We start from the raw sequence: 24,642 nt of genomic DNA, 5'->3' as shown, positions 1-24,642 counted from the left end.
CTGTCAGAATACGGTGGGGTTAGAACAACTCGGCGGCGCGCGGAAGCCCGAATCGCAGGGGTTTCCGCAAGAATAGCAAAGCAGACAGGCCGGGTCTTATTCGGCCGGCGGCAGCGCTGGCGGCGTCTCGGACGGCGCTTCCGGCGGCGTCTGGGCCGCCTTTCGCTTGGCCACGTTCTTCTCGACAATCGAGACAGCGATGATCGAGCCCTCGTAGAGGATCAGGAGTGGTACCGCGAGCGAGGCCTGACTGATGACGTCGGGCGGCGTCAGGACCGCCGCGATGATAAAAGCGACGACAATGAAATACCGCCGCTTGCTCCGCAGTTGCGCCGCCGTCAGCACCCCGATGCGCCCGAGCAGCGTCAGCACCACCGGCAACTGGAACGCGACGCCGAAGGCAAACACCAGCGACATCATCAGCGACAGATATTCGCCGACCTTGGGCAGGAGCGCGATCTGCGCCGTCTCCGCGCCGCCCATCTGCTGCATGCCGAGCGAGAAGCGGATCAGCATCGGCAGCACGAGGAAATAGACCAGCAGCGCGCCGAGCACGAAGAAGATCGGGGTCGCGATCAGATATGGCAGGAACGCGCCGCGTTCATGTTTGTAGAGGCCGGGCGCCACGAATTTGTAGATCTGGGTCGCCACGATCGGAAACGAGATGAATCCCGCACCGAACAGCGCGAGCTTGAGCTGGGTGATGAAGTATTCCAGCAGCGCCGTGTAGATGAATTTCGAATTCTCCGGCCCCGCGACCCACACGAACGGCCACACCAGCACGTTGTAAATCTGCTTGGCGAACACGAAGCAAAGGATGAAAGCGAGGGCGAAGCCGAGCAGCGCCTTGATGAGCCGCGAACGCAGCTCGATCAGGTGCTCCATCAATGGCGCCTTGCTGGATTCGATGTCTTCGGCGCTCATGAGGCTTTGGATTCCGGCGCGGTGGGCGGCGCGTCTGGGGTCTCTTTCATCAGCGCGGGCGCCTGTCCTTCGACAGGCGTTGCTGCCGTCTCGGTCGGTTCGGGCGGCGCAGGTTCGGAAACAGGCGTATCGGAGGTGGCCTGCGCGGTGCGTTGTTCTTCCTGCTCACGCTCGCGGGCATGTTCTTCCAGCGAGGCCAGCAGTTTCGTCGGGTGCAGATCGCGCGATGCGGCGCTGATGTCGTCGAACGACTTCTTGATGTCGGCCATTTCGGCCTCACGCATCGCCTCGTTGAACTGGCCCTGGAAGTCGGACGCCATGCGCCGGGCCTTGCCGACCCACTGCCCGATCATACGCAATACGCCGGGCAGTTCTTTCGGACCGATGGCGATCAGCGCAACCACGCCGATGACGACCAGTTCACTCCACCCGATGTCGAACATGAATCATTCCGCTTCGCGTGAGCGCCGCTTCGCTGTCGCGATTTAAGTCCGGCGTCGCTCAGACGGCGTTGCTGCCGACATCATGGCGCTGCGCGTTTGCCTGCGGCGTCGTGGTGCTGTCGATGGTCTTAACCGGCTCGGACTTCTCGGCCGGCTTGTCGTCGTCAGCCATGCCCTTCTTGAAGGCCTTGATGCCCTGCGCGACGTCGCCCATCAGGTCGGAAATCTTGCCGCGACCGAACAACAGAAGGACCACGCCGATGACGACGATCCAGTGCCAAATGCTCATCGAACCCATAGTGTCCTCCACCTGAACGCTTTGCCGGCTGGACCGGCCAATTGGCCTCGAACCTAGGCGTTGGAAGGTCCGAAAACAAGGACTTAAGCCGGATTGCGACGTTCAGGCCGCGTTTCGGCGGCCCTCATTGCCCGGATCGTTAAAATCAGGACAGAAAACGCGCTCCTCCTTCAACCAAAGGTGAAGGCAAAGGCCTGCACGCCGGGATCGAGGAACTGGATTTCAAAAGCCCGGTCGCGCACCTCGCCTTGCTGGCGGACAAGCTGATAGAGCCGCTGTTCGGTCACAATTCCTTCGCCGTTGGCGTCGGTATCGACGCCATGATCCGCTCCGGGACTGGCGCCATCGACGGTCACCTTGAAACGGACGGGCTTGCCGTCCATTCCAGGCCCGAGCACGAGATGCAGGTCGCGGGCATGGAAACGGTAGCGGATCGCACCCCCCGCCGCATCAAGCGCGACATTCTCGGGATCGACGGTCCACTTTCCCGCAAGCGACCAGTCGTTCAGCTTGAGCACCCCCGCCTCGTAATCGTGGCTTTCGTCCCGCGCCACGCCGCCCGGCGACATGAAATTCTCCGCACGGTCGTAGCCGAGATAGGTCTCTGGCGATTTGATGTTGGCCATGTCGGGCGCCGCTTCCGCGCCGGTGCCGCGCACATCCACCCGCTGCTCGGGAACATTCTTTCCCGCCTCGCGCAGCAACTGCCGGATCACCTCTTCGGACTTGGCGTATTCGCCCTCGCCGAAATGGTGATGGCGGATACGGCCCTGCGCATCGATGAAGTAATGCGCGGGCCAGTACATGTTATTGAACGCGCGCCAGATGCTGTAATTGTTGTCGATCGCGACGGGATAGTTGATCTTCAGATCGCCCAGCGCCTTTTTGACATTGGCCGGCTGCTTTTCGAAAGCGAATTCCGGCGTGTGCACGCCGATCACCACGAGGCCATCGTCCTTGTACTTCTCCGCCCAAGCGCGGACATAGGGAATGGTGCGCAGACAGTTGATGCACGAATAGGTCCAGAAATCGACCAGCACCACCTTGCCACGCAAGGCTTCCGCCGTCAGCGGCTTCGAGTTCAACCATTCCACCGCGCCGTCGAGCGAAGGAAGCTGGCCTTCCACCGGCAACGCGCCGGCGCTCTCTTGTGGCGCATTCGCCTTCATCATCGACGGGTTGGGCTGCATCGCTCCGCCCGCGGGAGCCATCGCGGTGTTGTCCGGCCCGCGCAATTTGTCGATCAGCGCCTGTTCGACGGCGGAGGTCTGCGCCAGCGAGACATTGGTGAGATAGTTGGTGTCGACACCGAGCGCGATGGCGGCGACAGCGACAAGCACCAGCGCGCCGAGGCCACGCCGCGCCCATTCGCCAGCACCAAGCGAGCGCTTCATCGCCGTGAACACACGCCCGCCAATCAACAGCGCCAGCGCAAGCGATGTCGCCGCACCCGCCGCATAGGCGAGCAGCAGGAAGGTGGTCTGGACATTGGCGCCCTGTAGCGCCGCGCCGGTCAGGATCAATCCCAGCACCGGCCCCGCACATGGCGCCCACAGTAACCCTGTCGCGACACCGAGCAGCAGCGACGGCAAAAAGCCGCCCGAGCCGTCCGCCGATTGCGACAGCCGCCCGCCGAGCGCGACCAGCGGCTGCGTTGCGCGATCCGCGATGGCGGGAAACAACAGCGCGATGCCGAACAAGGCCAGCAGCACCAGGGCCGCGATCCGGCCATATTCATTGGCCGCGACCGCCCATCCGCCGGCCACGGCCGCGAGCGTCGCGACGGCGGCAAACGTCAGCGCCATGCCAATCAGCATCGGCAGGCCGCTCTTGAGAAACGGCCGGTCGGCTCGCGCAAACACAAACGGCAAAACGGGGAGAATGCAGGGGCTGATGATGGTCAGCACGCCGCCGAGATAGGCCAGGACGAAAAGAAGCATTTTCAGGACTCGCGTTGATCGCACGGGCCCATCACGGCATCACATCCGTCACGGGCTTCGACAGGTCTACGCGGGTGAGACGGCGCGCGTTACACGCGAACCCGATCACGCTCCCGTGGATTCCCCGGAATTGGGCTCTTCCGGGTCCGGGATCGGCGCCAGCGTCAGTTGCAGCTCGTCGCCCGATTCCAGCGGCTCCTCGTCGTCGCGCAGCGCCGGATCGTCAGACGGCGACGGCACGCTGAAGCCAGTAGGCAGGCGGGTATCGAGCAGACCAGAACCCTTCAATTCGTCGAGCCCAGGCAGATCGCCCAACTGCTCCAGGCTGAACTGCGACAGGAATGCCTCAGTGGTACCGAAGGTCAGCGGACGGCCCGGCGTCTTGCGGCGACCGCGCGGACGAATCCAGCCCGTCTCCAGCAGCACGTCGAGCGTGCCCTTCGAGGTGATGACGCCACGGATTTCCTCGATCTCGGCGCGCGTCACCGGCTGGTGATAGGCGATGATCGCGAGCGTCTCGATCGCAGCACGCGACAGGCGCCGCGTCTCGGTGCTCTCGCGCGTCATCAGCCACGACAGGTCGGCGGCGGTACGGAACGTCCACTTATTGGCGACGCGCACGAGGTTGACGCCGCGCATCGCGTAATCGGCCTGCAACTGTTCGAGCAGCGCCTTCACGTCCGCATCCTCCGGCAGGCGCTTGGCGAGCGAAGCCACATCGAGCGGCTCGGTGGAGGCGAATAGCATCGCTTCGAGAAGACGCAACTCCTCGGGGCGCACAGCCGTCTCGGGCGAGGATTCGGCCGTCTCGTGCGAGGGATCAGTGTCCTCGACGGGTTTGGTAGCCAGACTGGTGGCCATGACGGAGTCTCCTTCTTCCACTTACTCGACCGGTGCTTGCGGTTCGGGTGCACCCTGCCCGGCGGCCGCATGCTTACGAAAATAGATCGGCGCGAACGCGTTCTGCTGGTGAATATCGACGATGCCTTCGCGCACCAGTTCGAGCGCCGCCGCGAAGCTCGAGGCCATCACCGTGGCGCGCTGCGAGGGATCGATCACATAGGACACGAGATATTCGTCGAGCCTGCTCCAGTCCTCGGCGACGCCGACAAGCCGCTCCAGCGAAGCACGCGCTTCTGCGAGCGACCAGACTGTGCGCCGCGCCAGATGCACGCTCGCGAGCACATGCTGCTGGCGTTGCGCGGCATAGGCCGACAGCAAATCATAAAGCGTCGCATTCCACTGCGGATGCTTGATCTGCGCAATCTGCTCCGGCAGCCCGCGCGGGAAGATGTCGCGGCGGAATTGCGGGCGCGTCATCAGACGGTTAGCGGCTTCGCGAATTTGTTCGAGGCGGCGCAGGCGATTGGCGAGTGCGCTCGCCATGTCCTCGGCGCTCGGCCCATCGGGCGTCGGCGGTTCGGGCAGCAACAGGCGCGATTTGAGATACGCAAGCCACGCCGCCATCACCAGATAATCGGCGGCAAGTTCGAGCCGCAGCTTGCGGGCCGCCTCGATGAAAACCAGATACTGGTCGGCCAGCGCCAGAATGGAAATCTTGGCGAGGTCGACCTTCTGCTGGCGGGCGAGCGCAAGCAGAAGATCGAGCGGGCCTTCATAGCCCTCGACATCGACAACCAGCGCCGGCTCGTCCTGCGCGCGCTCGGCGCTGACGGCAGGCTGCCCGGTCTCGAAGGATAAAATCTCGGCGCTCATGCGATCCCCGCCTGTGCGATCAGTTCATCAAGCTCCGCGCGGCCACTGTCGCGGTCGAACGGCTGCGGCGGCCTGCGTGCCGCCAGCGCACGGTCGGCCCGTCGCAGCGCCTCGCCCGCGAGCAGGGGTGCCTCACTTGCCACCGCGCGCATCTCGTCCATCTTGCCGTTGCAATGAAGCGCGACGTCGCACCCCGCCTTGAGGCTCGCGCGGGTGCGCTCGGCGATCGAGCCGTTCAGCGCATTCATCGAGACGTCATCGCTCATCAGCAAGCCTTGGAAGTTCATCGCGCCGCGAATCACTTGAGCAATGATTGTCGCAGAAGTGGTCGCCGGTTGGGCGGCATCGAGGGCGCTAAACACAACATGTGCGGTCATCGCCATCGGCAGATCCGAAAGCTGCGAAAATGCCACGAAATCGGTGCGTTCCAGTTCCGCGCGCGGCGTATCAACGGTCGGCAGCCGCAGGTGGCTGTCCGCGGTGGCGCGGCCATGGCCGGGAATGTGTTTCAAGACAGGTAGGATACCACCATCACGCAATCCATCCGCGACCGCTCGCGCGATGGTTGCAACTTTCTCAGGGGTGGTGCCGTAGGCGCGATCACCGATCACCGCGTCGGCCCCGGCCGCCGGTACGTCGGCCAGCGGCAGGCAATCGACGCTGATGCCGAGGGCAGCGAGATCGGCCGCGATCAGGCGCAACGACAGCCAGGCCGCCCGCAGGCCCTTTTCTGGCAATTGGTCATACAACGCACCGAACACAGCCCCGGCCGGATAACGCGGCCAATGCGGCGGGCCGAGCCGCTGCACCCGTCCACCTTCCTGATCAATCAGCACGGGTGCGTCGGGGCGATCCACGGCGGCGCGTAACTCTGCAACCAGTGCAGCAACTTGCGCCGGGTTCTCGACGTTCCGCTTGAATAGAATGAAGCCCCATGGCTGTTCCGCGCGCAGGAACGTGCGTTCCCCGTCGGTCAGGACGGGGCCGGAGATGCCGGTAATGAAAGCGCGGACGGCCATCAGGGGCGATTAGCCCGTGGCCGCCTCAAGGGTCAAGGAAACGGCCGCTAATTCCTCTGGACGATGCACTTACCCCCTGCCGATTGCAGGTTCACGCAGAAATGGGTGGCCTCCTCGGTCGAGGCGAACGGGCCCACGAGGGCGCGGTAGTAGACCCCCTTGGAGCCGAGATCCGCGCGGCGCACAGTTGGATGACGCGAACCGAGGATACCCGGATATTTGCCCTGCAGCACCTTGTAGGAGGTCATTGCATCGGCTTCCGAGCGCTGCGAGGAGACCTGCACGTAAGAGCCGGACGCCGTGGGCACGCCCGCCGGGGCCGCCAGCGAAGCGACGCGCGAGCGCGTCTCAGTGGCCTGAGGGGCCGCCTGAGGCGAAAGAGCGAGTGGCGCGTTGGAAGGAGCAGCCGCCGGAGCCCTTGCCGCTGTCGATTGAACCGGCGGGGGCGCAGGCGGCGGCGCCGCATTCGTCGCGTCGGTCTGGTCCGGGCGGATGCTGACCGTACGGATCCGGCGCGGGACCTCCCCGCTCAAGGTTCCGTTGGCGACCCCCGGCCCGGTGGGGCGAACCGCAGGCGAAACCGATGCGCCGGACGGCGGCGACGGATTCTGGGTCAGCGGCGGGAATACCACGCGCGGCCCGCCGGAACGGGCATCAACATCCACCGGCTGTTCCTCGCGCGACACCATCCGCTCGCCGGACTTGTCGCCGACGCGATCGTAAATCTGTTTCTCGCTCGCCTGTCTTTCGGGAATGACCTTGTTCGGGCTGGAGTCGGCCTTGATGATCGGGGGCTCCCCGCTGCGCGGCGAACCTGCGATCGAGCGATAGGCATAAGCCCCCGCGGTGCCGAGCACGGCCAGCGCGAGCACGGCCGCAACCGTCATCATGCCACCGCGGCGTTTCGGCTGCTCCGACTCGTCCGCATAATGCTGATCGTAGGCATCTTCGTCATAGCCCTGATCGTAGGCGGCATAAGGCGCACCGCCCTGCCGCTGAAGGGGCTGCTCGCCGTAAAGAACCTGATCGTAACGGTCCTGACCCTGACCATACTGGCTCTGGTCATAGCCGCCTTGAGCATAACCATCCTGCGCGTAAGTGCCCTGCCCATAAGCGGCTCGCCCATAAGCATCCTGGCGATAACCGCCATCATCGTAATGGTTCTGGCCGCTCTCTGCGTAGGAGGCGTCCGCTTCCTGCTGAGAATCGAACCGCGACACCTCATAGCCGAGCCTGTAGCCCGAATGGCGATTGTAGGTGTGCTCGGACGTTGTGGCTGGATAGTTGTAATCGTCGCGCGCGGGCGCGGGCTGCGGTGCAGGATCGCGCGGGCGCATCCATGACGGCAGCGGCGGATCGTCGTGGTGAGGATCGTAGCCCATATCGTCGTGCGGATCGGGCTGATCGTCGTAAGCCGGCTCCTCATGAGCGGGAGCGGGCTGGGCCGCATGGCGGCCAAAACTGGAATATGGATCGGTCTGGCCGATCAGGCGGGCAAGTTCCGCCAGCGGGTCGTCCGCGCCCTGCTGATGAGGCGCATGGTTATAATCCCGATCATCGGGCGGAAACGGCCTGTCACGGTAACGATCAGACATGTGATCTCGCATCCCCTGCGGAGACGGCAGACTCACGCAACATAATCCAGTTTGCCGTTCCTGGCTGCCGCCACGTCATCCCCGTGTGGACAGACAGCCACCTTTATCGCATCTCGTTCGGAGCATGGACGCCGAGGACGGCGAGGCCAGATGCCAGAACCGAGACGACGCCTTGAACCAAGGCAAGTCGCGCGGTGGTAATTCCAGCATCATTCTCCATAATGAAGCGTAAATGAGGCGCATCCCGGCCCTTGGTCCAGAGCGCGTGAAACTCGCTTGCAAGATCATAGAGATAAAACGCGATGCGGTGCGGCTCGTGGGCCAGCGCGGCGGATTCCAGCGTGCGCGGGAACAAGGCAAGCTGCCGGATCAGCGACAATTCGACCGGGTCGTTAAGCCGTTCCACCTCGGCCGAGCCGAGCCAGGCGCGCCGCTTGCCGTCATCCTCGGGCAGATCGGGAACCGTGGCGCGGGCGTTCTTGAACACCGAATGCCCCCGCGCGTGGCCGTACTGCACATAGAACACCGGATTGTCCTTGGACTGTTCCAGCACCTTGGCGAGATCGAAATCGAGCACCGCGTCGTTCTTGCGGAACAGCATCATGAAGCGCACGGCGTCGGAACCGACTTCATCCACCACTTCACGCAGCGTCACAAAGTCCCCGGCGCGCTTCGACATTTTCACAGGCTCGCCATTGCGCAACAGCCGCACGAGCTGGACGATCTTGACGTCGAGTTCGCCCTCGCCCGCCGTCACCGCCTTGATTGCCGCCTGCACGCGCTTGATGTAGCCGCCATGATCAGCGCCCCACACGTCCACCATGTTGCGGAAACCGCGGTCGAACTTGTTCTTGTGATAGGCGATGTCGGAGGCAAAATAGGTGTAGGAGCCGTCCGACTTCTTCAGCGGGCGATCGACGTCGTCGCCGAACGCGGTGGCACGGAACAGCGTCTGCTCGCGATCCTCGTAATCCTCGACAGGCGTACCCTTCGGCGGCGGCAGGCGGCCTTCATAGACATCGCCCTTGGCGCGAAGTCCCGCGATGGTCGCGCCGACCTGATCGGTCTCGCCCGCGATCAGCGAGCGCTCCGAGAAGAACACGTCATGCTTGATGTTGAGGGCCGCTAGATCGCCCCGGATCATCTCCATCATCATCGCGATGGATTTGTCGCGCACCAGCGGCAACCACTCTGCCTCCGGCTGCTTTACAAGCTTGTCGCCGTATTCACGCGCAAGCGCCTCGCCCACCGGCTTCAGATAATCGCCGGGATAAAGCCCCTCGGGAATCTCACCGATGGTCTCACCCAGCGCCTCGCGATAGCGCAGGTGCGCCGACCGCGCGAGCACATCGACCTGCGCGCCGGCATCATTGATGTAATATTCCTTCGTGACCGCATAGCCCGCCGACGCCAGCAACGTCGCGAGCGCGTCACCGAACACGGCACCCCGGCAGTGGCCGACATGCATCGGCCCGGTCGGGTTGGCGGAGACGTATTCGACGTTGACCTTCTCACCCGCACCGACGTGCGAGCGGCCATAGCCTTCGCCCGTGCGCAGCACCGTGCGCAGCGCCTCGAACCACGCCTCATTCTTCAGCGTCAGGTTAATGAAGCCCGGCCCAGCGACGCTTACTGCCAGCACCAGCGGATCGGTACGCAGCTTGTCGCTGATCCTGTCGGCAAGATCACGCGGCTTCGCCTTGGCCTCTTTGGCAAGCACCATGGCCGCGTTGGTCGCCATATCGCCATGGGTCGCGTCCTTGGGCGGCTCGACCACAATGCGCGACAGATCAATGCCCTCCGGCAGCACGCCCTCGGTCATCAGATCGCGGCAGACGCCATGAACCCGGCCCAGAATGTCTGCAAAAAGATGGTCTGGATGGGTCGGGACGGACAACGCGAATCTCCTGTAACGGCGGCCATAATCGGCCGGATTTCCCTGCGCGCCTAACGCAATTCGAGGGTCGAGTCAAAGAGGCGCTGGTGCTCGGTGATGGCATAGCGGTCGGTCATTCCGGCGATGAAATTGCCGATCCGCCTCGCCGCCTCCTCGTCGCCGTCCACATCCCCATGCGCCCAGTCGGCAGGCAGGTCATCCGGATGGCGGCTGTAGCGCTCGAACAGGTCGGCGACGACACCCTCGGCTTCCGTCATCACCCGCACCACCCGTTCGTGGCGGTACATGTGCTCCCACAGGAAAGCCTTGATCGCCTGCTCCGCCGCCCTCGCCTTCGGGTTGAAGGCGACAAGCGGGCCATCAGCATGGCGCACGTTCTCCACGGTTTGGGGCGCGGCCCCCGCGATCCGCCGCATCGTCTCGGAGAACGCGGATTCGATCCAGTACGAGATCAATTCGCGTACGAGTTCGGCCCCGTGTCGCGCCTCGTCGATGCCAGGGAAACGCGAAACGATCCGTCCATTGAGATCGGCGATCAGCGGAATGGCGTTGAGGTCGGCGATAGTGAACAGGCCCGCGCGCAGACCATCATCGATGTCATGAGCATTGTAGGCGATGTCGTCGGAGATCGCCGCGACTTGCGCCTCCAGCGAGGCGTAGGACGACAATTCAAGGTCATGCGAGGCGTTGTAGTTTGTGATCCCAATCGGCAGGCCATGAGCCGCATAAGGCCCGAGCGGTTTGCCGTCGCGATCCATCAGCGGGCCGTTGTGCTTGACGATACCCTCGAGCGATTCCCAGGTGAGGTTCAGCCCGTCGAAGGCCGGATAGCGGCGCTCCAGCGAGGTGACGACGCGGAGCGACTGCGCGTTGTGGTCGAAGCCGCCGTGATCCTTCAGGCAGGCATTGAGCGCGCGCTCGCCCGCATGGCCGAATGGCGGATGGCCAAGATCGTGCGCCAGCGCCAGCGTTTCGGTCAGGTCCTCGTCCAGACCCAATTGGCGTGCCAGCGCACGGGCGATCTGCGCCACCTCCAGAGAGTGGGTCAGCCGGGTGCGGTAATGGTCACCCTCATGGAAGATGAACACCTGCGTCTTGTGCTTGAGGCGGCGGAACGCGGTCGAATGGATCACCCGGTCGCAATCGCGGCGAAAGGCGCTGCGGTGGCGGCTCGGCGGCTCATTGAAGCGGCGGCCGCGGCTCAAATCGGGGTCGCAGCGGTAAGGTGCGGCAGGCGCCGCCCGTCCCACGGACATTGGGGACGCTCCTTTGGCGTTTGATTCTGGCGTGGCGAGTACTTAACTATGGACGGGAACAGATTCAAACTTTCGGATTCTGAGGGAGAGCGGACGTGACCGCGAATGTGACAATTTCCGAGCGGGCGGCGCGGCGGATCGGCGAAATCCTCAAGGGCGAAGGCGACGGCGCCAAGCTGCGCATCAGCGTTGAAGGCGGCGGTTGCTCCGGCTTCCAGTACAAGTTCGACATCGACAAGACCCAGGCCGAGGATGATCTGGTGATCGTGCGCGACAACGCCGTGGTGCTGGTCGACCCCTCCTCGGCTCCGTTCCTCGCGGACTCCGAACTCGACTTCGTCGACGACCTGATCGGCGCCTCGTTCCGCGTCAACAATCCGAACGCCACCGCTTCCTGCGGCTGCGGCACCAGCTTCTCGATCTGACGCCGCCCATGCGAATCGCGACATGGAACGTCAACTCGGTGCGCCAGCGCCTCGACCATCTGCTGACATGGCTCAAAGAGCGCGAGCCCGATCTCGTCTGCCTGCAGGAAATCAAATGCCTCGATGAGGCATTTCCGCGCGAGCCGATCGAAGCGCTCGGCTACAATGTCGTGACGCACGGGCAGAAGACCTTCAATGGCGTCGCGCTACTGTCGAAATATCGCTTCGAAGAAACCAGGCCGCAGCTCGCGGGTGATCCCGAGGACCTTCACGCCCGCTTTCTCGAAGGCGTCGTGTCGCACAAGGACGGTACCTTCCGCCTTGCCTGTCTGTATCTGCCGAACGGCAATCCGGTGAACACGGAAAAATATCCGTACAAGCTGCGATGGATGGACCGGCTGATCGACTATGCGCGTGAGCGGCTGAAGTCGGAAGAACCGTTCGTGCTTGCGGGGGATTTCAACGTCATCCCGACCCCCGCCGACGTCTACAATCCGCAGGCCTGGCTTGAAGACGCGCTGTTCCTGCCGCAAACCCGCGACAAATTTCAGACGCTGCTCAATCTCGGTCTGACGGACGCCTTCCGCGCGACCTCAGACGCGCCACAGCAGTACACGTTCTGGGATTATCAAGCTGGCGCTTGGCAGAAGAACAACGGCATCCGCATCGACCACCTCTTGATGTCGCCGCCCGCGAGCGACCGCCTCAAAGCCGCCGGCATCGACAAGCATGTGCGTGGCTGGGAAAAAGCCTCGGACCATGTGCCGGTGTGGGCGGATCTGGATTTCTAGATAAGGGATATTCCGGGGCGCGAGTGAACCGAGCCAACCCGGAATCTCAAGGTACCGGCGCGGGATTCCGGATCATCGTGCAGGAGCGCTATGTCCGGAATGACAGATCAGTCGCGGCGGCCCTGCACCCAGCGCTGCAACATCTGCAGGGCCATGGCGCGGTCGTCTTCCGAGGCCTTCGCAAGCGCCTCATTGTAGCTCTGGTGAATCCATTTCTCGTCCGGCGTGGCGCTTTCCTGTGCGAGCGTCAGCCACATCAGGCCGCGCGCGGCCTGCCGCTGCAAATGATCGCCGTTGAACAACATCTGGCCGAGCAGCGCCTGCGCTTCATGCTGACCCTTGTGCGCGGCAAGACCGAGCCAGCGCACGCCGTACTTCACATCGCGCTGGATGCCTTTGCCTTCCAGATACATCCGGGCGAGGCTGTATTGCGCCTCGGCGCTACCGAAATATGACGCGGCGTAGGAGAACATCTCCCGCGCCCGCTCTGGGTCACGCTTGATATTGGAATTGGCGATACCCGTGGTGTAGTAGCGCCCAAGCGCCACGAATGCATTGGCCACGATATTGGCCTGCGGCGCACCCGGGCTATCCTCGGCGTGCTGGTTGGCGATCCGGCTGAAGTAATCGAAGGCGCGCAGATCGTTGCGCTCAACGCCCACGCCATCGGCAAACATCTTGCCGAGCTTCCACTGTGCCGCAGCGTGTCCGTCCTCGGCGGCATATTGCAGGGCGGTCAGCGCATTGCTGTTCGGAGGCAGGGTCTTCTTCACCACCGCGACGCCGGAAGACGTGGTCACCGCCCCGAGCGGCGCCGACGCGCTGTCGGGATCGACCGTTCCGTCAAAGGCATAGGTCCGGGTCATCGCAAAAACGGCGACGGTCGCACACGCAACAATGACGCCACCCTTAAATATCCGCATAGCAACTCTTCTCACCCGCCCGTCCTGGATGGGTCACCGCGCCCTTGATCGCAGGTCCAACCTGTTGGGCGTATTTCCAGAGTGCCCCGGAACCCGTGCCGGTTTCGCGCGGTTTCCAGGCCTTGCGCCGCTCGGCCAGTTCGGCGTCGCTCAACTTCACATTGAGTGTGCCAGCCTCGGCATCAAGTTCGATGATATCCCCATTTTGGATAAGGCCGATCGGGCCCCCGACTGCAGCCTCGGGACCGACATGCCCGACACAGAAGCCGCGCGTGGCACCGGAGAAGCGGCCGTCCGTGATGAGCGCAACCTTGGCTCCCATCCCCTGCCCGTAAAGCGCCGCCGTGGTGGCGAGCATTTCGCGCATACCGGGGCCGCCCTTGGGGCCCTCGTAACGGATGACGATGACCTCGCCTTCCTTGTAGGTCCGTTTGTCCACGGCTTCGAACGCGTCCTCTTCGCAATCGAAGACGCGCGCTGGCCCAGTGAATTTCAGAACGGACATTCCAGCGACTTTCACGATCGCGCCATCGGGAGCGAGGTTGCCCTTCATGCCCACGACGCCACCGGTCACCGTGATCGGCTTGTCGGCGGGGCGCACCACATCCTGATGCGGATTCCATTTCACGCTGGCCAGATTTTCGGCAATCGTCCGGCCGGTGACCGTCAGGCAGTCGCCGTGCAGGAAGCCGTGATCCAGAAGCGTTTTCATCAGCAGCGGGATGCCGCCAGCTTCGAACATGTCTTTGGCCACATAACGGCCGCCCGGTTTCAAATCCGCGACATAAGGTGTCTTTTTGAAGATTTCAGCCACGTCGAACAGGTCGAATTCGATGCCGCACTCGTGGGCGATGGCGGGCAAATGCAGCGCCGCGTTGGTCGAGCCGCCGGAGGCTGCGACGACGGCCGCGGCGTTTTCCAGCGCCTTGCGGGTCACGATCTCGCGCGGGCGGATGTTCTTGGCGATCAGTTCCATGACCTTCTCGCCAGCGGCGGCGCAGAAGGAATCGCGGATTTCGTAAGGCGCAGGCGCACCGGCCGAATACGGCAGCGCGAGGCCAATGGCCTCGGAGACGGTCGCCATGGTGTTGGCGGTGAACTGCGCGCCGCAGGCGCCCGCCGAGGGGCACGCCACACGCTCGATTTCGTCGAGGTCGGCGTCCGACATCTCGCCGACCGAGTGCTTGCCGACCGCCTCGAACATGTCCTGCACAGTGACCTGCTGCCCCCGGAAATTGCCGGGCAGGATCGAGCCGCCGTAGATGAAGATCGACGGCACGTTGAGGCGGCACATCGCCATCATCATGCCGGGCAAGGATTTGTCGCAGCCGGCGAGCCCGATCAGCGCGTCGTAGGAATGGCCGCGGATGGTCAGCTCGACGGAATCGGCGATCACCTCACGTGACGGCAGCGAGGAACGCATGCCCTCATGGCCCATAGCGATGCCGTCCGTGACGGTAATGGTGCAGAACTCGCGCGGAGTGCCGCCAGCGGAGGCGACGCCCTTCTTCACAGCTTGAGCCTGGCGCATCAGCGAAATGTTACAGGGCGCGGCCTCGTTCCAGCAGGTCGCCACGCCGACAAACGGCTGGTGGATCTGCTCGGTGGTGAGGCCCATGGCATATAGGTAGGAGCGATGCGGAGCGCGGGTCGGACCCTCCGTCACATGGCGGCTGGGCAGTCTCGACTTGATGTTGGTCTTCGCGTCCATCTCAAAACCTTCGCCGCGGCAGCCCTTTCGCTCAAAACCCCTGAAAAAAGCGGGCCTTCGCAATGGTCACGCGGCGGATCACTGCATCCACGCTACATGAACACGATTTCATGGAGGCGTGTGGCCAAATCGCGGCGCGCGCAAGGGCTTACTACGACGAGGGTTAAATGTTCAAAAACTGTGGCGGCTTCGCAACATTTGTTGCGCCAAAACCACCCGCCCGCGTGCGGTGCAGCGTGCCGCCGTCATCGCGGACCGACGGTGCCTGTCGCCTTCAACCGGGCCGATCTGACCCAGCCGGAGACGCTCTCGCCGGTTCTCGGGTTCAAATACATCACGGATGACCAGCCATCGGCAGACTGGGCATAGGCGATCAGGGCACCCTTCGGGATGACGAAGATGCCGCTTGTCGGGCAACGGACATCGGGCGCCGCATAGAATTGAAGCCGCCCGGCACCGGTGACAGCCATGCTCAGGGGTGGTGAAAATAGCGGGATTTGCCGGGTCCCGGTCTCTGGCTCCCGGCAGTTTTCGGCGGCAAGAACGGGCTGGCCCAGGACGCTGGAGGATAGGCCGGTCAAAACTACCGCCCGGGCCCAGACCGTTTTGACGCCACGCCCGCGCACGTCCGCTCCTTCGCCGGGGGCAGTTACAATTTTACATGTTCAGCATGCGGCCATAGGCGTCGAGCACCGCTTCCTTCATCATCTCCGACAGCGTCGGATGCGGGAAGATGGTGTGCATCAATTCTTCCTCGGTGGTCTCGAGGTTCATCGCCACCACGTAGCCCTGAATCAACTCGGTGACCTCCGCGCCGACCATGTGCGCGCCGAGAAGCTGACCTGTCTTCTTATCGAAGATCACCTTGACGAGACCTTGATCCTCGCCGAGCGCGATTGCCTTGCCGTTGCCGACGAAGGGGAAGCGGCCGACACGGATATCCTTGCCCGCCTCCTTCGCCTTGGCCTCGGTCAGGCCGACGGAAGCCACCTGCGGATGGCAATAGGTGCAGCCGGGAATCAGAAGTTTGTCCATCGGATGCGGGTGCAGGCCCTTGATCGCCTCGATACAGATCACGCCTTCATGCTCGGCCTTGTGCGCGAGCATTGGCGGGCCCGCGACGTCGCCGATGGCGTAGATGCCCGGCACGTTGGTCTTGCCGTAGCCGTCGATCACGATGCAGCCGCGGTCGGTCTTTACGCCGAGCTTCTCAAGCCCGAGGTTCTCGATGTTGCCGACGACGCCCACCGCCGAGATCACGCGCTCGGCGGTGATCTGCTCGGTCTTGCCACCAGCCTCGATGGTGGCGGTGACGCTGTCGGTCTTCTTGTCGAGCTTGGTGACCTTCGCACCGGTGAGGATGCGGATGCCCTGCTTCTCGAACTGCTTGCGCGCAAGCCCTGCGATCTCCGCGTCCTCGACCGGCAGAATCTGCGGCAGCACTTCGACCACCGTCACCTCCGCGCCCATGGTGCGATAGAACGAGGCGAACTCGATGCCGATCGCTCCGGAGCCGACCACCAGAAGCGACTTCGGCATCTTCTCGGGCACCATCGCCTCGAAATAGGTCCAGGCCAGTTTCTTGTCCGGCTCGAGACCCGGCAGTACGCGCGGCCGCGCACCGGTCGCGACGATGATATGCTTGGCCTGATAGCTGCCCGCACCGAGCACACCCTTTGGTGCATCAGCGCTGCCACCCTTCACCGTGATCTTGCCGGGCGCATCGATCGTCGCCTCGCCCCAGATCACGGTGATCTTGTTCTTCTTCATCAGAAAGCCGACGCCGTCATTGAGGCGCTTGGAGACGCCGCGCGAGCGCTGCACCACGGCCTTGGCGTCGTAGCCGACTTTCTCGGCGGACAGGCCGTAATCCTTGGCGTGCTGCATGTAGTGGTAGATTTCCGCCGAGCGCAGCAGCGCCTTGGTCGGGATACATCCCCAGTTGAGGCAGATGCCGCCGAGATGCTGCTTCTCCACGATCGCGGTTTTGAAGCCGAGTTGGGCGGCGCGAATGGCGGTGACATAGCCGCCGGGGCCAGAGCCGATCACAACGACGTCGAATGAGGTATCAGCCACGGGGCTCTCCACTTGCGATCAAGATAAGTTGTGCTGCCTTTGGTCTCCCACACCCCACAATCGCAATCAAGACAGGTGGCATGACTTGCATCGCAAAACACCGCGGTTTGTAATTATCGTAATAACAAAACCGTCTGGGGGAAATGTCATGATCCGGGTTGGAAGCTTGCTCGCCGCCACCGTCTGCCTTGCCATGCAAACAGGGCTGGCCACGGCCGCCGAACTGAAGGTCTACTCAACCATCGGCGTGCAGGCCGCCCTGAAAGAACTGACACCGACGTATGAGAAACAGACCGGCGACAAGCTGGACTTCACGTTCAATACCGCCGCCGCCCTGACCAAGCGCATCCAGGCCGGCGAGCATGCCGACGTTATGATCCTGACCCGGCCGAACCTCGAAACACTGGGCAAGGAAAACAAGACATCCGGCCACATCACGCCGGTGGCCAGCTCCGGCATCTCGATGGTAGTGAAAAACGGCGCGCCGAAACCCGACATCTCGACACCGGAAGCCCTGAAGGCGACGCTCCTGAAAGCCAAAACCATCGCCTACTCCAATCCCGCCGCGGGCGGCGCGAGCGGCGTCTATGTCGGCAAAATGATTGAGGGCATGGGCATCGCCGATCAGGTGAAAGATAAAACGAGGCATCCGCCGGCCGGCGGCAACGCCGCCCATCTGGTCGCGAGCGGCGAGGCCGAACTCGCGATCCAGCAGACGCCGGAAGTGATGTCCGCCACGGGCGTCGATCTCGTCGGCGCGCTGCCCGGCCCGCTCAACAAGGTGACGCATTTTGCCGCCGACATCAGCGCCACGACAGCCGCGAAATCCTCCGCCGAGGCCTTCGTGAAATTCCTGACCTCGCCGGAAGCCGTCAAGGTGTTCAAGGCGCGGGGACTGGAGCCGAGCTAGACGACAGGCAGCGGCCTACTTCCTGTAATAATCCTGTACGGTGTCCCACGCGATATTCTGCAGAAAGGCTGCGGTCTTGTCGTCGAGGCCTGCGCGATAAGAATTGCCGACGGGCGAGCGATTGTAGACCGACGCCAGTACCGTGCAGGCCGCGAGATAGGTGCCTGCGAGCGTCGGGTGCCGCTTGTCCTCGACATTGAGGACAAGATCGGGCCGCTCCTTCCTGGCGCGGGCGAACGCGAGACCGGCAGGGATCACCAGCATGTTGTTGTCGTTGCCGGCGGTGGTGTAGGCCTCCGCCAGTTGCTCAGTCATCTCCGGCTTGTCGGCATATGCCCACGACATGAACAGCACTGGATCGGCACCATGCTTGCGCACGATCGCGGCGTCCTTCGCCACCGACTCGCCGAACAGCGACTTGAGCTGCGGATGCACCGGACACTGGCTGCAATCCATCATGATCGCCGCGTCGAACTTCTTGTTGCGCGTGTTCATGACGACTTCGTTGTCGCCAACGAACGAATAGGATGCCATGCCATCGGTCGAAAAGAGCGACTCCACATCGTGCCAGTTCAGTCCTGAGCCGCTGATCGTTGCGGAGGTCGCCTTGTAATGCGCAGCCGGATCGGCGGCATTTGCCAGCTTCAGCACATGATTGTGCAGGCTGTTGTTGTAATAAAAGAAGCTGTTGCCGATGTAGAGAACCGTCCTCGGCGCCTCATCGAGTTTGGCGACCTTCGGTTTCACCTGCGCGTTCGCGGCGGTGAATGACAGTGCAAGAATGGCCGCCAGCAGCCACCGACCGTTCCGCAGCATTGCCGACCTCACCTTTGCGACAAGATAACCCGTTACGAACGTACGGCCTCACGCAAGACGAGCGCGCGGCGCACCAGCCACCATTGCGAGACGATCACGACCCAGAATGGAATCGAAAGCAACAACGCGTTACCGAATTCGAATTTCGCATGGGCGCGGGGCGATGCCCCCGCCGCAAAGCCGACGATGATAAGCACGACCGGGATCAGCATCAGCAGCCGCAGCGCATAGAAGACGGCCTCGCGCCATTGCTTCCGGGTCGCGGCGACAGCGAACACGATAGCCCCAAGGGCCGCATAGAATGGCATCAGCGCGAGCTGCTGCGTGCCGCTAAGAGCGCATCCGCCATGCCAGCAGGCCGCAAGCGATGACAACGCGACCGTCGCCACGCCCCCGAGGAGCGCGGAAACAATGGCTGCGAGGATGATCGTGCCGAAAAACTTCATGAGTGTCTCAGGGTGCGAGGCGCGCGCCTCACACCACCATCATGACCGGGTTTTCGATCAGCAGGCGGAAGGCGCTGAGAAGCTGCGCGCCGAGCGCGCCGTCCATCGCGCGATGATCGCAGGTCAGCGTCACCGTCATGATGGTCGCGATCTCGATCTTGCCGTTCCGCACCACCGGCCGCTCCTCGCTCATGCCGACCGCGAGAATGGTCGACTGCGGCGGGTTGATGACGGCGGTGAACTGCTTCATGCCGTACATGCCGAGGTTCGACACCGCCGTGCTCGCGCCCTGATATTCCTCGGGCTTGAGCTTGCGTGCCTTGGCGCGCGCGGCGAGATCCTTCATCTCGTTGGAAATCGTCGCCACCGACTTCGCATGCGCGCTGCGGATGATCGGCGTGATCAGCCCGGTCGGAATCGACACCGCGACCGAGACGTCCGACACCTTGTGGCGCAGCATCGCCTCGTCGGTCCAGGTCACGTTGGCATCGGGCACGCGCTGCAACGCCATCGCCAGAGCCTTGATGACGAAATCGTTGACCGAAAGCTTGTAGGCCGGCTTGCCATCCTTGTCCTTAGGCGCAAGGCCGTTGATCTCCTCGCGCGCGGCGACGAGCTTGCCGATATCGCAATCGCAGGTGAGGTAGTATTGCGGCACGTCGCGGTCGGACGCCGACAGGCGCTGCGCGATCACCTTGCGCATCTGATCGTGCGGCACCGCCTCGTAATTGTCCTTGTTGAACAGCGACAGTATCTGCGCATCGCTCGGACCCGGCGTGTAGGACGGCGCAGCACCGCCACCGGCGACGGCAGGCTTCAACCCCTTGCCGGACTTCGCCTCGTCGATGTCGCGGGCGACGACGCGGCCATGCGGGCCAGTGCCGGTGACGCGCGACAGATCGATGCCCGCTTCCTTCGCAAGACGGCGCGCCAGCGGCGAGGAAAACGTACGTGCGCCGTTACTATGGGCCGGCGCAGGTTGTGGCGCGGCTGGCGCTGGCGCGGCAGATGCCGTCGGCTTTGCAGCCGGTGCGGCCGCAGGCTTCGGCGCTTCAGCGGCTTTCGGGGCCTCCAGCGGCGGAGCGGATGCGCCACCACCGCTCGCGGCGGCCTTCACGTCCTCGCCCTCACCAGCGAGCACGGCAATCACCTGATTGACCGGCACGTCGGCGGTGCCCTCCGGCACCAGGATTTTTGCGATGGTGCCCTCATCCACCGCCTCGACTTCCATCGTCGCCTTGTCGGTCTCGATCTCCGCTATCACATCGCCGGAGGAAACCTTGTCGCCCTCTTTCTTGAGCCACTTGGCGAGGTTGCCCTTTTCCATCGTCGGCGACAGAGCAGGCATCAGAATGTTGATCGGCATGACCGGACCCTGCCCTTAGCGGTATGAGACGGCTTTGGCGGCGGCGACAACTTCCTCCACCGTCGGCAATGCGAGCTTTTCGAGATTGGCGGCGTAAGGCATCGGCACGTCCTTGCCCGATACCCGCGCGACCGGCGCATCGAGATAATCGAACGCATGCTCCATCAGCCGTGCGGCGATTTCGGAGCCGACGCCCGACTGCTGCCAGCCTTCCTCGACGACCACGGCGCGTCCGGTCTTCTGCACCGAGGCGATCAGTGTCTCGGTATCCATCGGACGAATGGTGCGAAGATCAATGACCTCTGCCTCGATGCCTTCCTTGGCGAGTTCCTCGGCGGCCTTCAGCGTCCACGTCATCGCATGCGACCACGAGATCAGCGTGACGTGCTGGCCGGTGCGTGCGATGCGCGCCTTGCCGATCGGCAGCACGTAGTCGTCGAGCTTCGGCACTTCGAAGCTCTGGCCGTAAAGAATTTCGTGCTCGAGGAAGATCACGGGGTTCGGATCACGGATCGCAGCCTTCAGCAGACCCTTGGCATCGGCCGCCGTGTAAGGCGCGATCACCTTGAGGCCCGGAATCTGCGAGTACCACGCCGCATAGTCCTGGCTGTGCTGGGCCGCGACGCGCGCCGCCGAGCCGTTCGGGCCACGGAACACGATCGAACACCCCATCTGCCCGCCGGACATGTAGAGCGTCTTGGCGGCCGAGTTGACGATCTGGTCGATCGCCTGCATGGCGAAGTTGAACGTCATAAATTCGACGATCGGTTTCAGCCCTGCCATCGCCGCACCGATGCCGACGCCCGCGAAGCCGTGTTCGGTGATCGGCGTATCGATCACGCGCCGCGCCGAGAATTCCTGCAGGATGCCCTGCGTGATCTTGTAGGCGCCCTGATATTCGGCGACCTCCTCACCCATGATGAAGACGTCTTCATCGCGGCGCATTTCCTCGGCGATGGCATCGCGCAACGCATCGCGCACCGTCATCGTCACCATTTCGGTGCCGGCCGGAATGTCGGGATCGGGCGCGGCCTGACTCGCCGGTACGGCAGGCGCGGCATCGGATTTCGGCGCAGCCGGTGCAGGCGCTGCGGCTGGAGCTGTGTCCGCCTTCGGGGCGGGTGCCGGTGCGGCAGGCGCCTTGCCAAGATCGGCGGCGCTTTCACCATCGGCCAGAATAGTGGCGATCGGCGTATTGACGGCGACATCGGCGGTGCCTTCCGGCACGAGGATCTTGCCGAGCGTGCCTTCGTCGGTCGCCTCGACTTCCATCGTCGCCTTATCGGTTTCGATCTCGGCGATGACGTCGCCGGACTTGATGGTATCGCCTTCCTTCTTCAGCCACTTGGCAAGGTTGCCCTTCTCCATCGTGGGCGAGAGCGCGGGCATCAATACTTGAATCGGCATGGTCGGTTGCTCGCGCTTAGCGGTAAATGTCGGTGTAGAGTTCGGACACGTCCGGCTCCGGATCGTGCTGGGCGAAATCGGCGGCTTCGTTGACGATCTCGCGCACTTCCGCGTCGATCTTCTTCAACTCCGCTTCATCGACCTTGGCGTCGAGCAGACGCTTGCGCACCTGCTCGATCGGGTCCTGATCGTGGCGAACCTTCTCGACTTCCTCGCGCGTCCGGTATTTCGCGGGGTCGGACATCGAGTGGCCGCGATAGCGGTAGGTCTGCATTTCGAGAATGTAAGGGCCCTTGCCTTCGCGGCACCACGCCGCGGCACGCTCGGCCGCCGCCTTCACCGCGCGCACGTCCATGCCGTCGACCTGCTCGCCCGGAATGTTGAACGCGATGCCGCGCTTGGAGAAGTCAGTCTGCGCGGACGAGCGCGTCACCGAGGTGCCCATCGCGTAGCGGTTGTTCTCGATCACATAGATGATCGGCAGCTTCCACAGCTCGGCCATGTTGAAGCTTTCATAGACCTGGCCCTGGTTGGCCGCGCCGTCACCGAAATACGCAACACTGATATTGCCATTGTTGCGGTAGCGGTTGGCGAAGGCCAATCCGGTGCCGAGCGGCACCTGCGCGCCGACGATGCCGTGGCCGCCGTAGAAGTGCTTCTCCTTGCTGAACATGTGCATGGAGCCGCCCTTGCCCTTGGAATAGCCGTGGCGGCGTCCGGTCAATTCCGCCATCACGCCCTTGGGGTCCATGCCGGTCGCCAGCATGTGGCCGTGATCGCGGTAGCCGGTGATGATCTGATCGCCCTGCTTCAACACCATCTGGATGCCGGTCACGACGGCCTCCTGTCCGATGTACAGATGGCAAAAGCCGCCGATCGCGCCCATGCCGTAAAGCTGTCCCGCCTTTTCCTCGAAGCGGCGGATCAGAAGCATGTCGCGCAGCGCGGTGAGCTCCTGCTCCTTGGTGAATTCCAGTTTGGCGGCACTGGCCGACGTGCCCTTGGTCGCGGCTGCCGAAGGTTTTCCAGATGGCATGAGATGTCCGGATAAGAGAGGCGATGAATCCTCTCTACTCCAACTCTGATCGGCGTGGAAGGATCGCGTAACGCCGCAGGATTACAAAACATTTTGCAGCGCAGCGACTTGAAATTTATGGCATCGCCCGCGTGCGATTTTGAAATTTGTGTTGTTTGTTTTGCGATCGCGTCACATCGAGACGTTATCGTCGCCTGTGGGGATACGTTTTGCATCCTGTTTATGCACAAGCGAATAAATAAGAACGTGCTGGAAAGCAGATATCAGCAGGCCCCGATGAGAGAAGATTCTTCTCTCATCGGCCAATGCCACAGGTGGCGTACGATATTCCAAGTTCAGCGATTGAGGAGACGAACCAGATCGCGCGGATTTGCGTAGCCGAGCTGGTACCGCGCTTCTTCGTCGAGCATATCGGGATCGACACGGTCGGAGCGCAGAAGCGCAACGTGTTTCTCTTCATCGGCGCGCTGGGCCTTGAGCCGGGCCAGCTCTGTCGTCAGCGTGGCGGCTTCCTTTTCCAACTCGACGCGGGCATTGAGGCCGTAGCGGCCGGTATAGGCGTTGACGCCGAAATAGGTGATGAAACCGGCCGCGATCGCATAGAGCGCGAGGCCGGTCAGGATCGCCTTGAATCGTGCGCGAGAAACCATCCGCGCACGATGCCCCGGCAGGGTTAATGCCGCGCTAATGCCTTACGCCGCGGCAGCTTTCTTTTGCTTTTCAACGAACGCGGCGAAGGCCTCGCCATATTGGTGCAGCACCTTGCCGAAGCTCTCGCTTGTCACCTCGCCCTGCTCGTTGAACGAGTTCCCGACGTGTGTCAGGTAGATTTCCGGTTGGCCCAGGATCGGCCCGGTGATGCCCGGCAATGAGCGCTTCAATTCCATCGCCGCGCTGACGCCGCCGAGCGGGCCCGGCGAGTTGCCGATGATGCCGACAGGCTTGCCCAGAAACGCACTCTGTCCTGAAGGGCGCGAGGCCACGTCGATGGCATTCCGGAGCACGCCGGAGACCGAGCGGTTGTATTCCGGCGTAACAAAGATCACCGCATCCGACGCCTTGATCTTGTCGCGGAACGCCAGCCAGTCCGCGGGCGGATTGGCTTCAAGGTCCTGATTGAAGAAGGACAGACCATGCAGGGTCGCCACGTTCAGCTTCAGCGAAGCTGGAGCCATCTTTGCCAGCGCATTGGCGATCTTGAGGCTGAAGGATTCCTTGCGAAGGCTTCCGACGATGACCAGAACTTGATGGGGCATAAGCACGTCCTTCGAGCAATGAGGCAGTAGGGTTCGACTGACGCACACATTAGTGCGCGTCACGAAAGATGCAAGTGCATGAAAACCCGCCGGCAAGGCTGCCGTCACGTGGGTATGTTGTCTTGGTCAGCCCCGGCTACGCGCGCCGAGCCTTCCCGGCCTGTCAGGAGATTGCGACATGAAGGCTCTTTCCGCCACGGTTGCGTTGCTCGTTCTTGGATCGTCGGTTGCCTACGCAGAGAAAAAGCCGCTTCGCCCGAAGCAAGAATGCATCGATCTGGCGCATGCGCGCGGATTCGACAGAAGTCAGGGTCAGCACGGCACCGCAAACGGGGGCATGAACAAATTCATTCATGACTGCCGGCGCGGGCTGGTAAAGTAACAATGCAAA

General features: G+C 63.1%; 25 protein-coding genes. 4 read left to right on the top strand and 21 right to left on the bottom strand.

The genetic code is table 11. From position 1 onward, the window contains the following. Window positions 1-96: 96 nt before the first annotated feature. The 10 genes from tatC to AC1RNA_RS17010 form a co-directional block, all read right to left on the bottom strand. Window positions 97-924 carry a twin-arginine translocase subunit TatC gene (tatC, locus tag AC1RNA_RS17055; protein WP_009340678.1) on the bottom strand — a complete coding sequence of 276 codons (828 nt, stop codon included), beginning with the start codon at window positions 922-924 and terminating at the stop codon, window positions 97-99. Next, complete coding sequence (gene tatB / locus AC1RNA_RS17050; protein WP_009340679.1) at window positions 921-1,367, bottom strand: Sec-independent protein translocase protein TatB; 447 nt, start codon at window positions 1,365-1,367, stop codon at window positions 921-923. Before tatB ends, tatC begins: the two co-directional genes overlap by 4 nt. Window positions 1,368-1,425: 58 nt before the next feature. Then, window positions 1,426-1,665 (bottom strand): twin-arginine translocase TatA/TatE family subunit, encoded by a 240-nt coding sequence (locus tag AC1RNA_RS17045; protein WP_009340680.1) that lies wholly within the window; start codon window positions 1,663-1,665, stop codon window positions 1,426-1,428. A 170-nt stretch (window positions 1,666-1,835) separates the two neighbouring features. Next, window positions 1,836-3,605, bottom strand: coding sequence for a cytochrome c biogenesis protein DipZ (locus tag AC1RNA_RS17040; protein WP_492951851.1), 1,770 nt, complete (start codon window positions 3,603-3,605; stop codon window positions 1,836-1,838). A 105-nt stretch (window positions 3,606-3,710) separates the two neighbouring features. Further along, a complete protein-coding gene (gene scpB, locus AC1RNA_RS17035; protein ID WP_492951850.1) occupies window positions 3,711-4,466 on the bottom strand; it encodes an SMC-Scp complex subunit ScpB in 756 nt (251 codons plus the stop codon). Between the two features lie 21 nt (window positions 4,467-4,487). Beyond that, window positions 4,488-5,321 carry a segregation and condensation protein A gene (locus AC1RNA_RS17030; protein ID WP_048756001.1) on the bottom strand — a complete coding sequence of 278 codons (834 nt, stop codon included), beginning with the start codon at window positions 5,319-5,321 and terminating at the stop codon, window positions 4,488-4,490. Then, window positions 5,318-6,340: a beta-N-acetylhexosaminidase gene (gene nagZ / locus AC1RNA_RS17025; RefSeq protein WP_492951849.1), complete on the bottom strand. Its 1,023-nt coding sequence runs from the start codon at window positions 6,338-6,340 to the stop codon at window positions 5,318-5,320. The genes AC1RNA_RS17030 and nagZ overlap by 4 nt, the downstream gene beginning before the upstream one ends. Before the next feature lie 47 nt (window positions 6,341-6,387). Further along, window positions 6,388-7,935, bottom strand: a complete 1,548-nt coding sequence (locus AC1RNA_RS17020; RefSeq protein ID WP_492951848.1) for an SPOR domain-containing protein — start codon at window positions 7,933-7,935, stop codon at window positions 6,388-6,390. Window positions 7,936-8,038: 103 nt separating this feature from the next. After that, window positions 8,039-9,757 (bottom strand): arginine--tRNA ligase, encoded by a 1,719-nt coding sequence (gene argS / locus AC1RNA_RS17015; protein WP_492951866.1) that lies wholly within the window; start codon window positions 9,755-9,757, stop codon window positions 8,039-8,041. A gap of 125 nt (window positions 9,758-9,882) precedes the next feature. Beyond that, on the bottom strand, window positions 9,883-11,088 hold the full coding sequence (locus AC1RNA_RS17010) for a deoxyguanosinetriphosphate triphosphohydrolase (protein WP_492951847.1): 1,206 nt from the start codon (window positions 11,086-11,088) through the stop codon (window positions 9,883-9,885). A 95-nt stretch (window positions 11,089-11,183) separates the two neighbouring features. Here AC1RNA_RS17010 and erpA point away from each other — a divergent pair, with 95 nt between their 5' ends. Next, entirely contained in the window at window positions 11,184-11,513 is a 330-nt protein-coding gene (erpA, locus tag AC1RNA_RS17005) for an iron-sulfur cluster insertion protein ErpA (RefSeq protein WP_009340694.1), read from the top strand. Between the two features lie 8 nt (window positions 11,514-11,521). After that, the gene (xth, locus tag AC1RNA_RS17000; protein WP_492951846.1) at window positions 11,522-12,304 is read left to right on the top strand and encodes an exodeoxyribonuclease III; all 783 of its coding nucleotides are present in this window, start codon (window positions 11,522-11,524) and stop codon (window positions 12,302-12,304) included. A gap of 107 nt (window positions 12,305-12,411) precedes the next feature. Here xth and AC1RNA_RS16995 read toward each other — a convergent pair whose 3' ends face one another. The 4 genes from AC1RNA_RS16995 to lpdA all read right to left on the bottom strand — a co-directional run bounded on the left by AC1RNA_RS16995 (window position 12,412) and on the right by lpdA (window position 17,014). Beyond that, window positions 12,412-13,227 (bottom strand): tetratricopeptide repeat protein, encoded by an 816-nt coding sequence (locus tag AC1RNA_RS16995; protein ID WP_009340698.1) that lies wholly within the window; start codon window positions 13,225-13,227, stop codon window positions 12,412-12,414. After that, on the bottom strand, window positions 13,214-14,938 hold the full coding sequence (gene ilvD / locus AC1RNA_RS16990) for a dihydroxy-acid dehydratase (RefSeq protein WP_048755996.1): 1,725 nt from the start codon (window positions 14,936-14,938) through the stop codon (window positions 13,214-13,216). Before ilvD ends, AC1RNA_RS16995 begins: the two co-directional genes overlap by 14 nt. A 245-nt stretch (window positions 14,939-15,183) precedes the next feature. Beyond that, window positions 15,184-15,408 (bottom strand): hypothetical protein, encoded by a 225-nt coding sequence (locus AC1RNA_RS16985; RefSeq protein ID WP_244469068.1) that lies wholly within the window; start codon window positions 15,406-15,408, stop codon window positions 15,184-15,186. 187 nt (window positions 15,409-15,595) lie between these two features. Beyond that, window positions 15,596-17,014, bottom strand: a complete 1,419-nt coding sequence (lpdA, locus tag AC1RNA_RS16980; RefSeq protein ID WP_492951845.1) for a dihydrolipoyl dehydrogenase — start codon at window positions 17,012-17,014, stop codon at window positions 15,596-15,598. Between the two features lie 148 nt (window positions 17,015-17,162). Here lpdA and modA point away from each other — a divergent pair, with 148 nt between their 5' ends. Then, window positions 17,163-17,924, top strand: a complete 762-nt coding sequence (modA, locus tag AC1RNA_RS16975) for a molybdate ABC transporter substrate-binding protein (protein WP_492951844.1) — start codon at window positions 17,163-17,165, stop codon at window positions 17,922-17,924. A gap of 15 nt (window positions 17,925-17,939) precedes the next feature. Here the strand turns inward: modA and AC1RNA_RS16970 are convergent, their stop codons facing one another. The 7 genes from AC1RNA_RS16970 to AC1RNA_RS16940 form a co-directional block, all read right to left on the bottom strand. After that, window positions 17,940-18,740 (bottom strand): hypothetical protein, encoded by an 801-nt coding sequence (locus AC1RNA_RS16970; RefSeq protein ID WP_492951843.1) that lies wholly within the window; start codon window positions 18,738-18,740, stop codon window positions 17,940-17,942. 32 nt (window positions 18,741-18,772) lie between these two features. Beyond that, window positions 18,773-19,186: a hypothetical protein gene (locus AC1RNA_RS16965; RefSeq protein WP_492951842.1), complete on the bottom strand. Its 414-nt coding sequence runs from the start codon at window positions 19,184-19,186 to the stop codon at window positions 18,773-18,775. A 28-nt stretch (window positions 19,187-19,214) separates the two neighbouring features. After that, complete coding sequence (locus AC1RNA_RS16960) at window positions 19,215-20,552, bottom strand: pyruvate dehydrogenase complex dihydrolipoamide acetyltransferase (protein ID WP_492951841.1); 1,338 nt, start codon at window positions 20,550-20,552, stop codon at window positions 19,215-19,217. A gap of 15 nt (window positions 20,553-20,567) precedes the next feature. After that, a complete protein-coding gene (locus AC1RNA_RS16955; protein WP_492951840.1) occupies window positions 20,568-21,959 on the bottom strand; it encodes a pyruvate dehydrogenase complex E1 component subunit beta in 1,392 nt (463 codons plus the stop codon). Between the two features lie 16 nt (window positions 21,960-21,975). Continuing rightward, window positions 21,976-22,995, bottom strand: coding sequence for a pyruvate dehydrogenase (acetyl-transferring) E1 component subunit alpha (gene pdhA / locus AC1RNA_RS16950; RefSeq protein WP_009340713.1), 1,020 nt, complete (start codon window positions 22,993-22,995; stop codon window positions 21,976-21,978). Between the two features lie 335 nt (window positions 22,996-23,330). Beyond that, window positions 23,331-23,645, bottom strand: a complete 315-nt coding sequence (locus AC1RNA_RS16945) for an FtsB family cell division protein (RefSeq protein WP_009340714.1) — start codon at window positions 23,643-23,645, stop codon at window positions 23,331-23,333. Between the two features lie 42 nt (window positions 23,646-23,687). Next, a complete protein-coding gene (locus tag AC1RNA_RS16940; protein ID WP_492951839.1) occupies window positions 23,688-24,251 on the bottom strand; it encodes an NADPH-dependent FMN reductase in 564 nt (187 codons plus the stop codon). A 178-nt stretch (window positions 24,252-24,429) separates the two neighbouring features. Here AC1RNA_RS16940 and AC1RNA_RS16935 point away from each other — a divergent pair, with 178 nt between their 5' ends. Next, a complete protein-coding gene (locus AC1RNA_RS16935; RefSeq protein WP_009340716.1) occupies window positions 24,430-24,633 on the top strand; it encodes a hypothetical protein in 204 nt (67 codons plus the stop codon). The last annotated feature ends 9 nt before the right edge of the window (window positions 24,634-24,642 follow it).

The sequence above is a fragment of the Afipia sp. GW821-FHT14H12 genome, assembly GCF_058803465.1.
The sequence above is the reverse complement of the archived record's forward strand: the minus strand, read 5'-3'. Positions and strand labels throughout refer to the sequence as shown.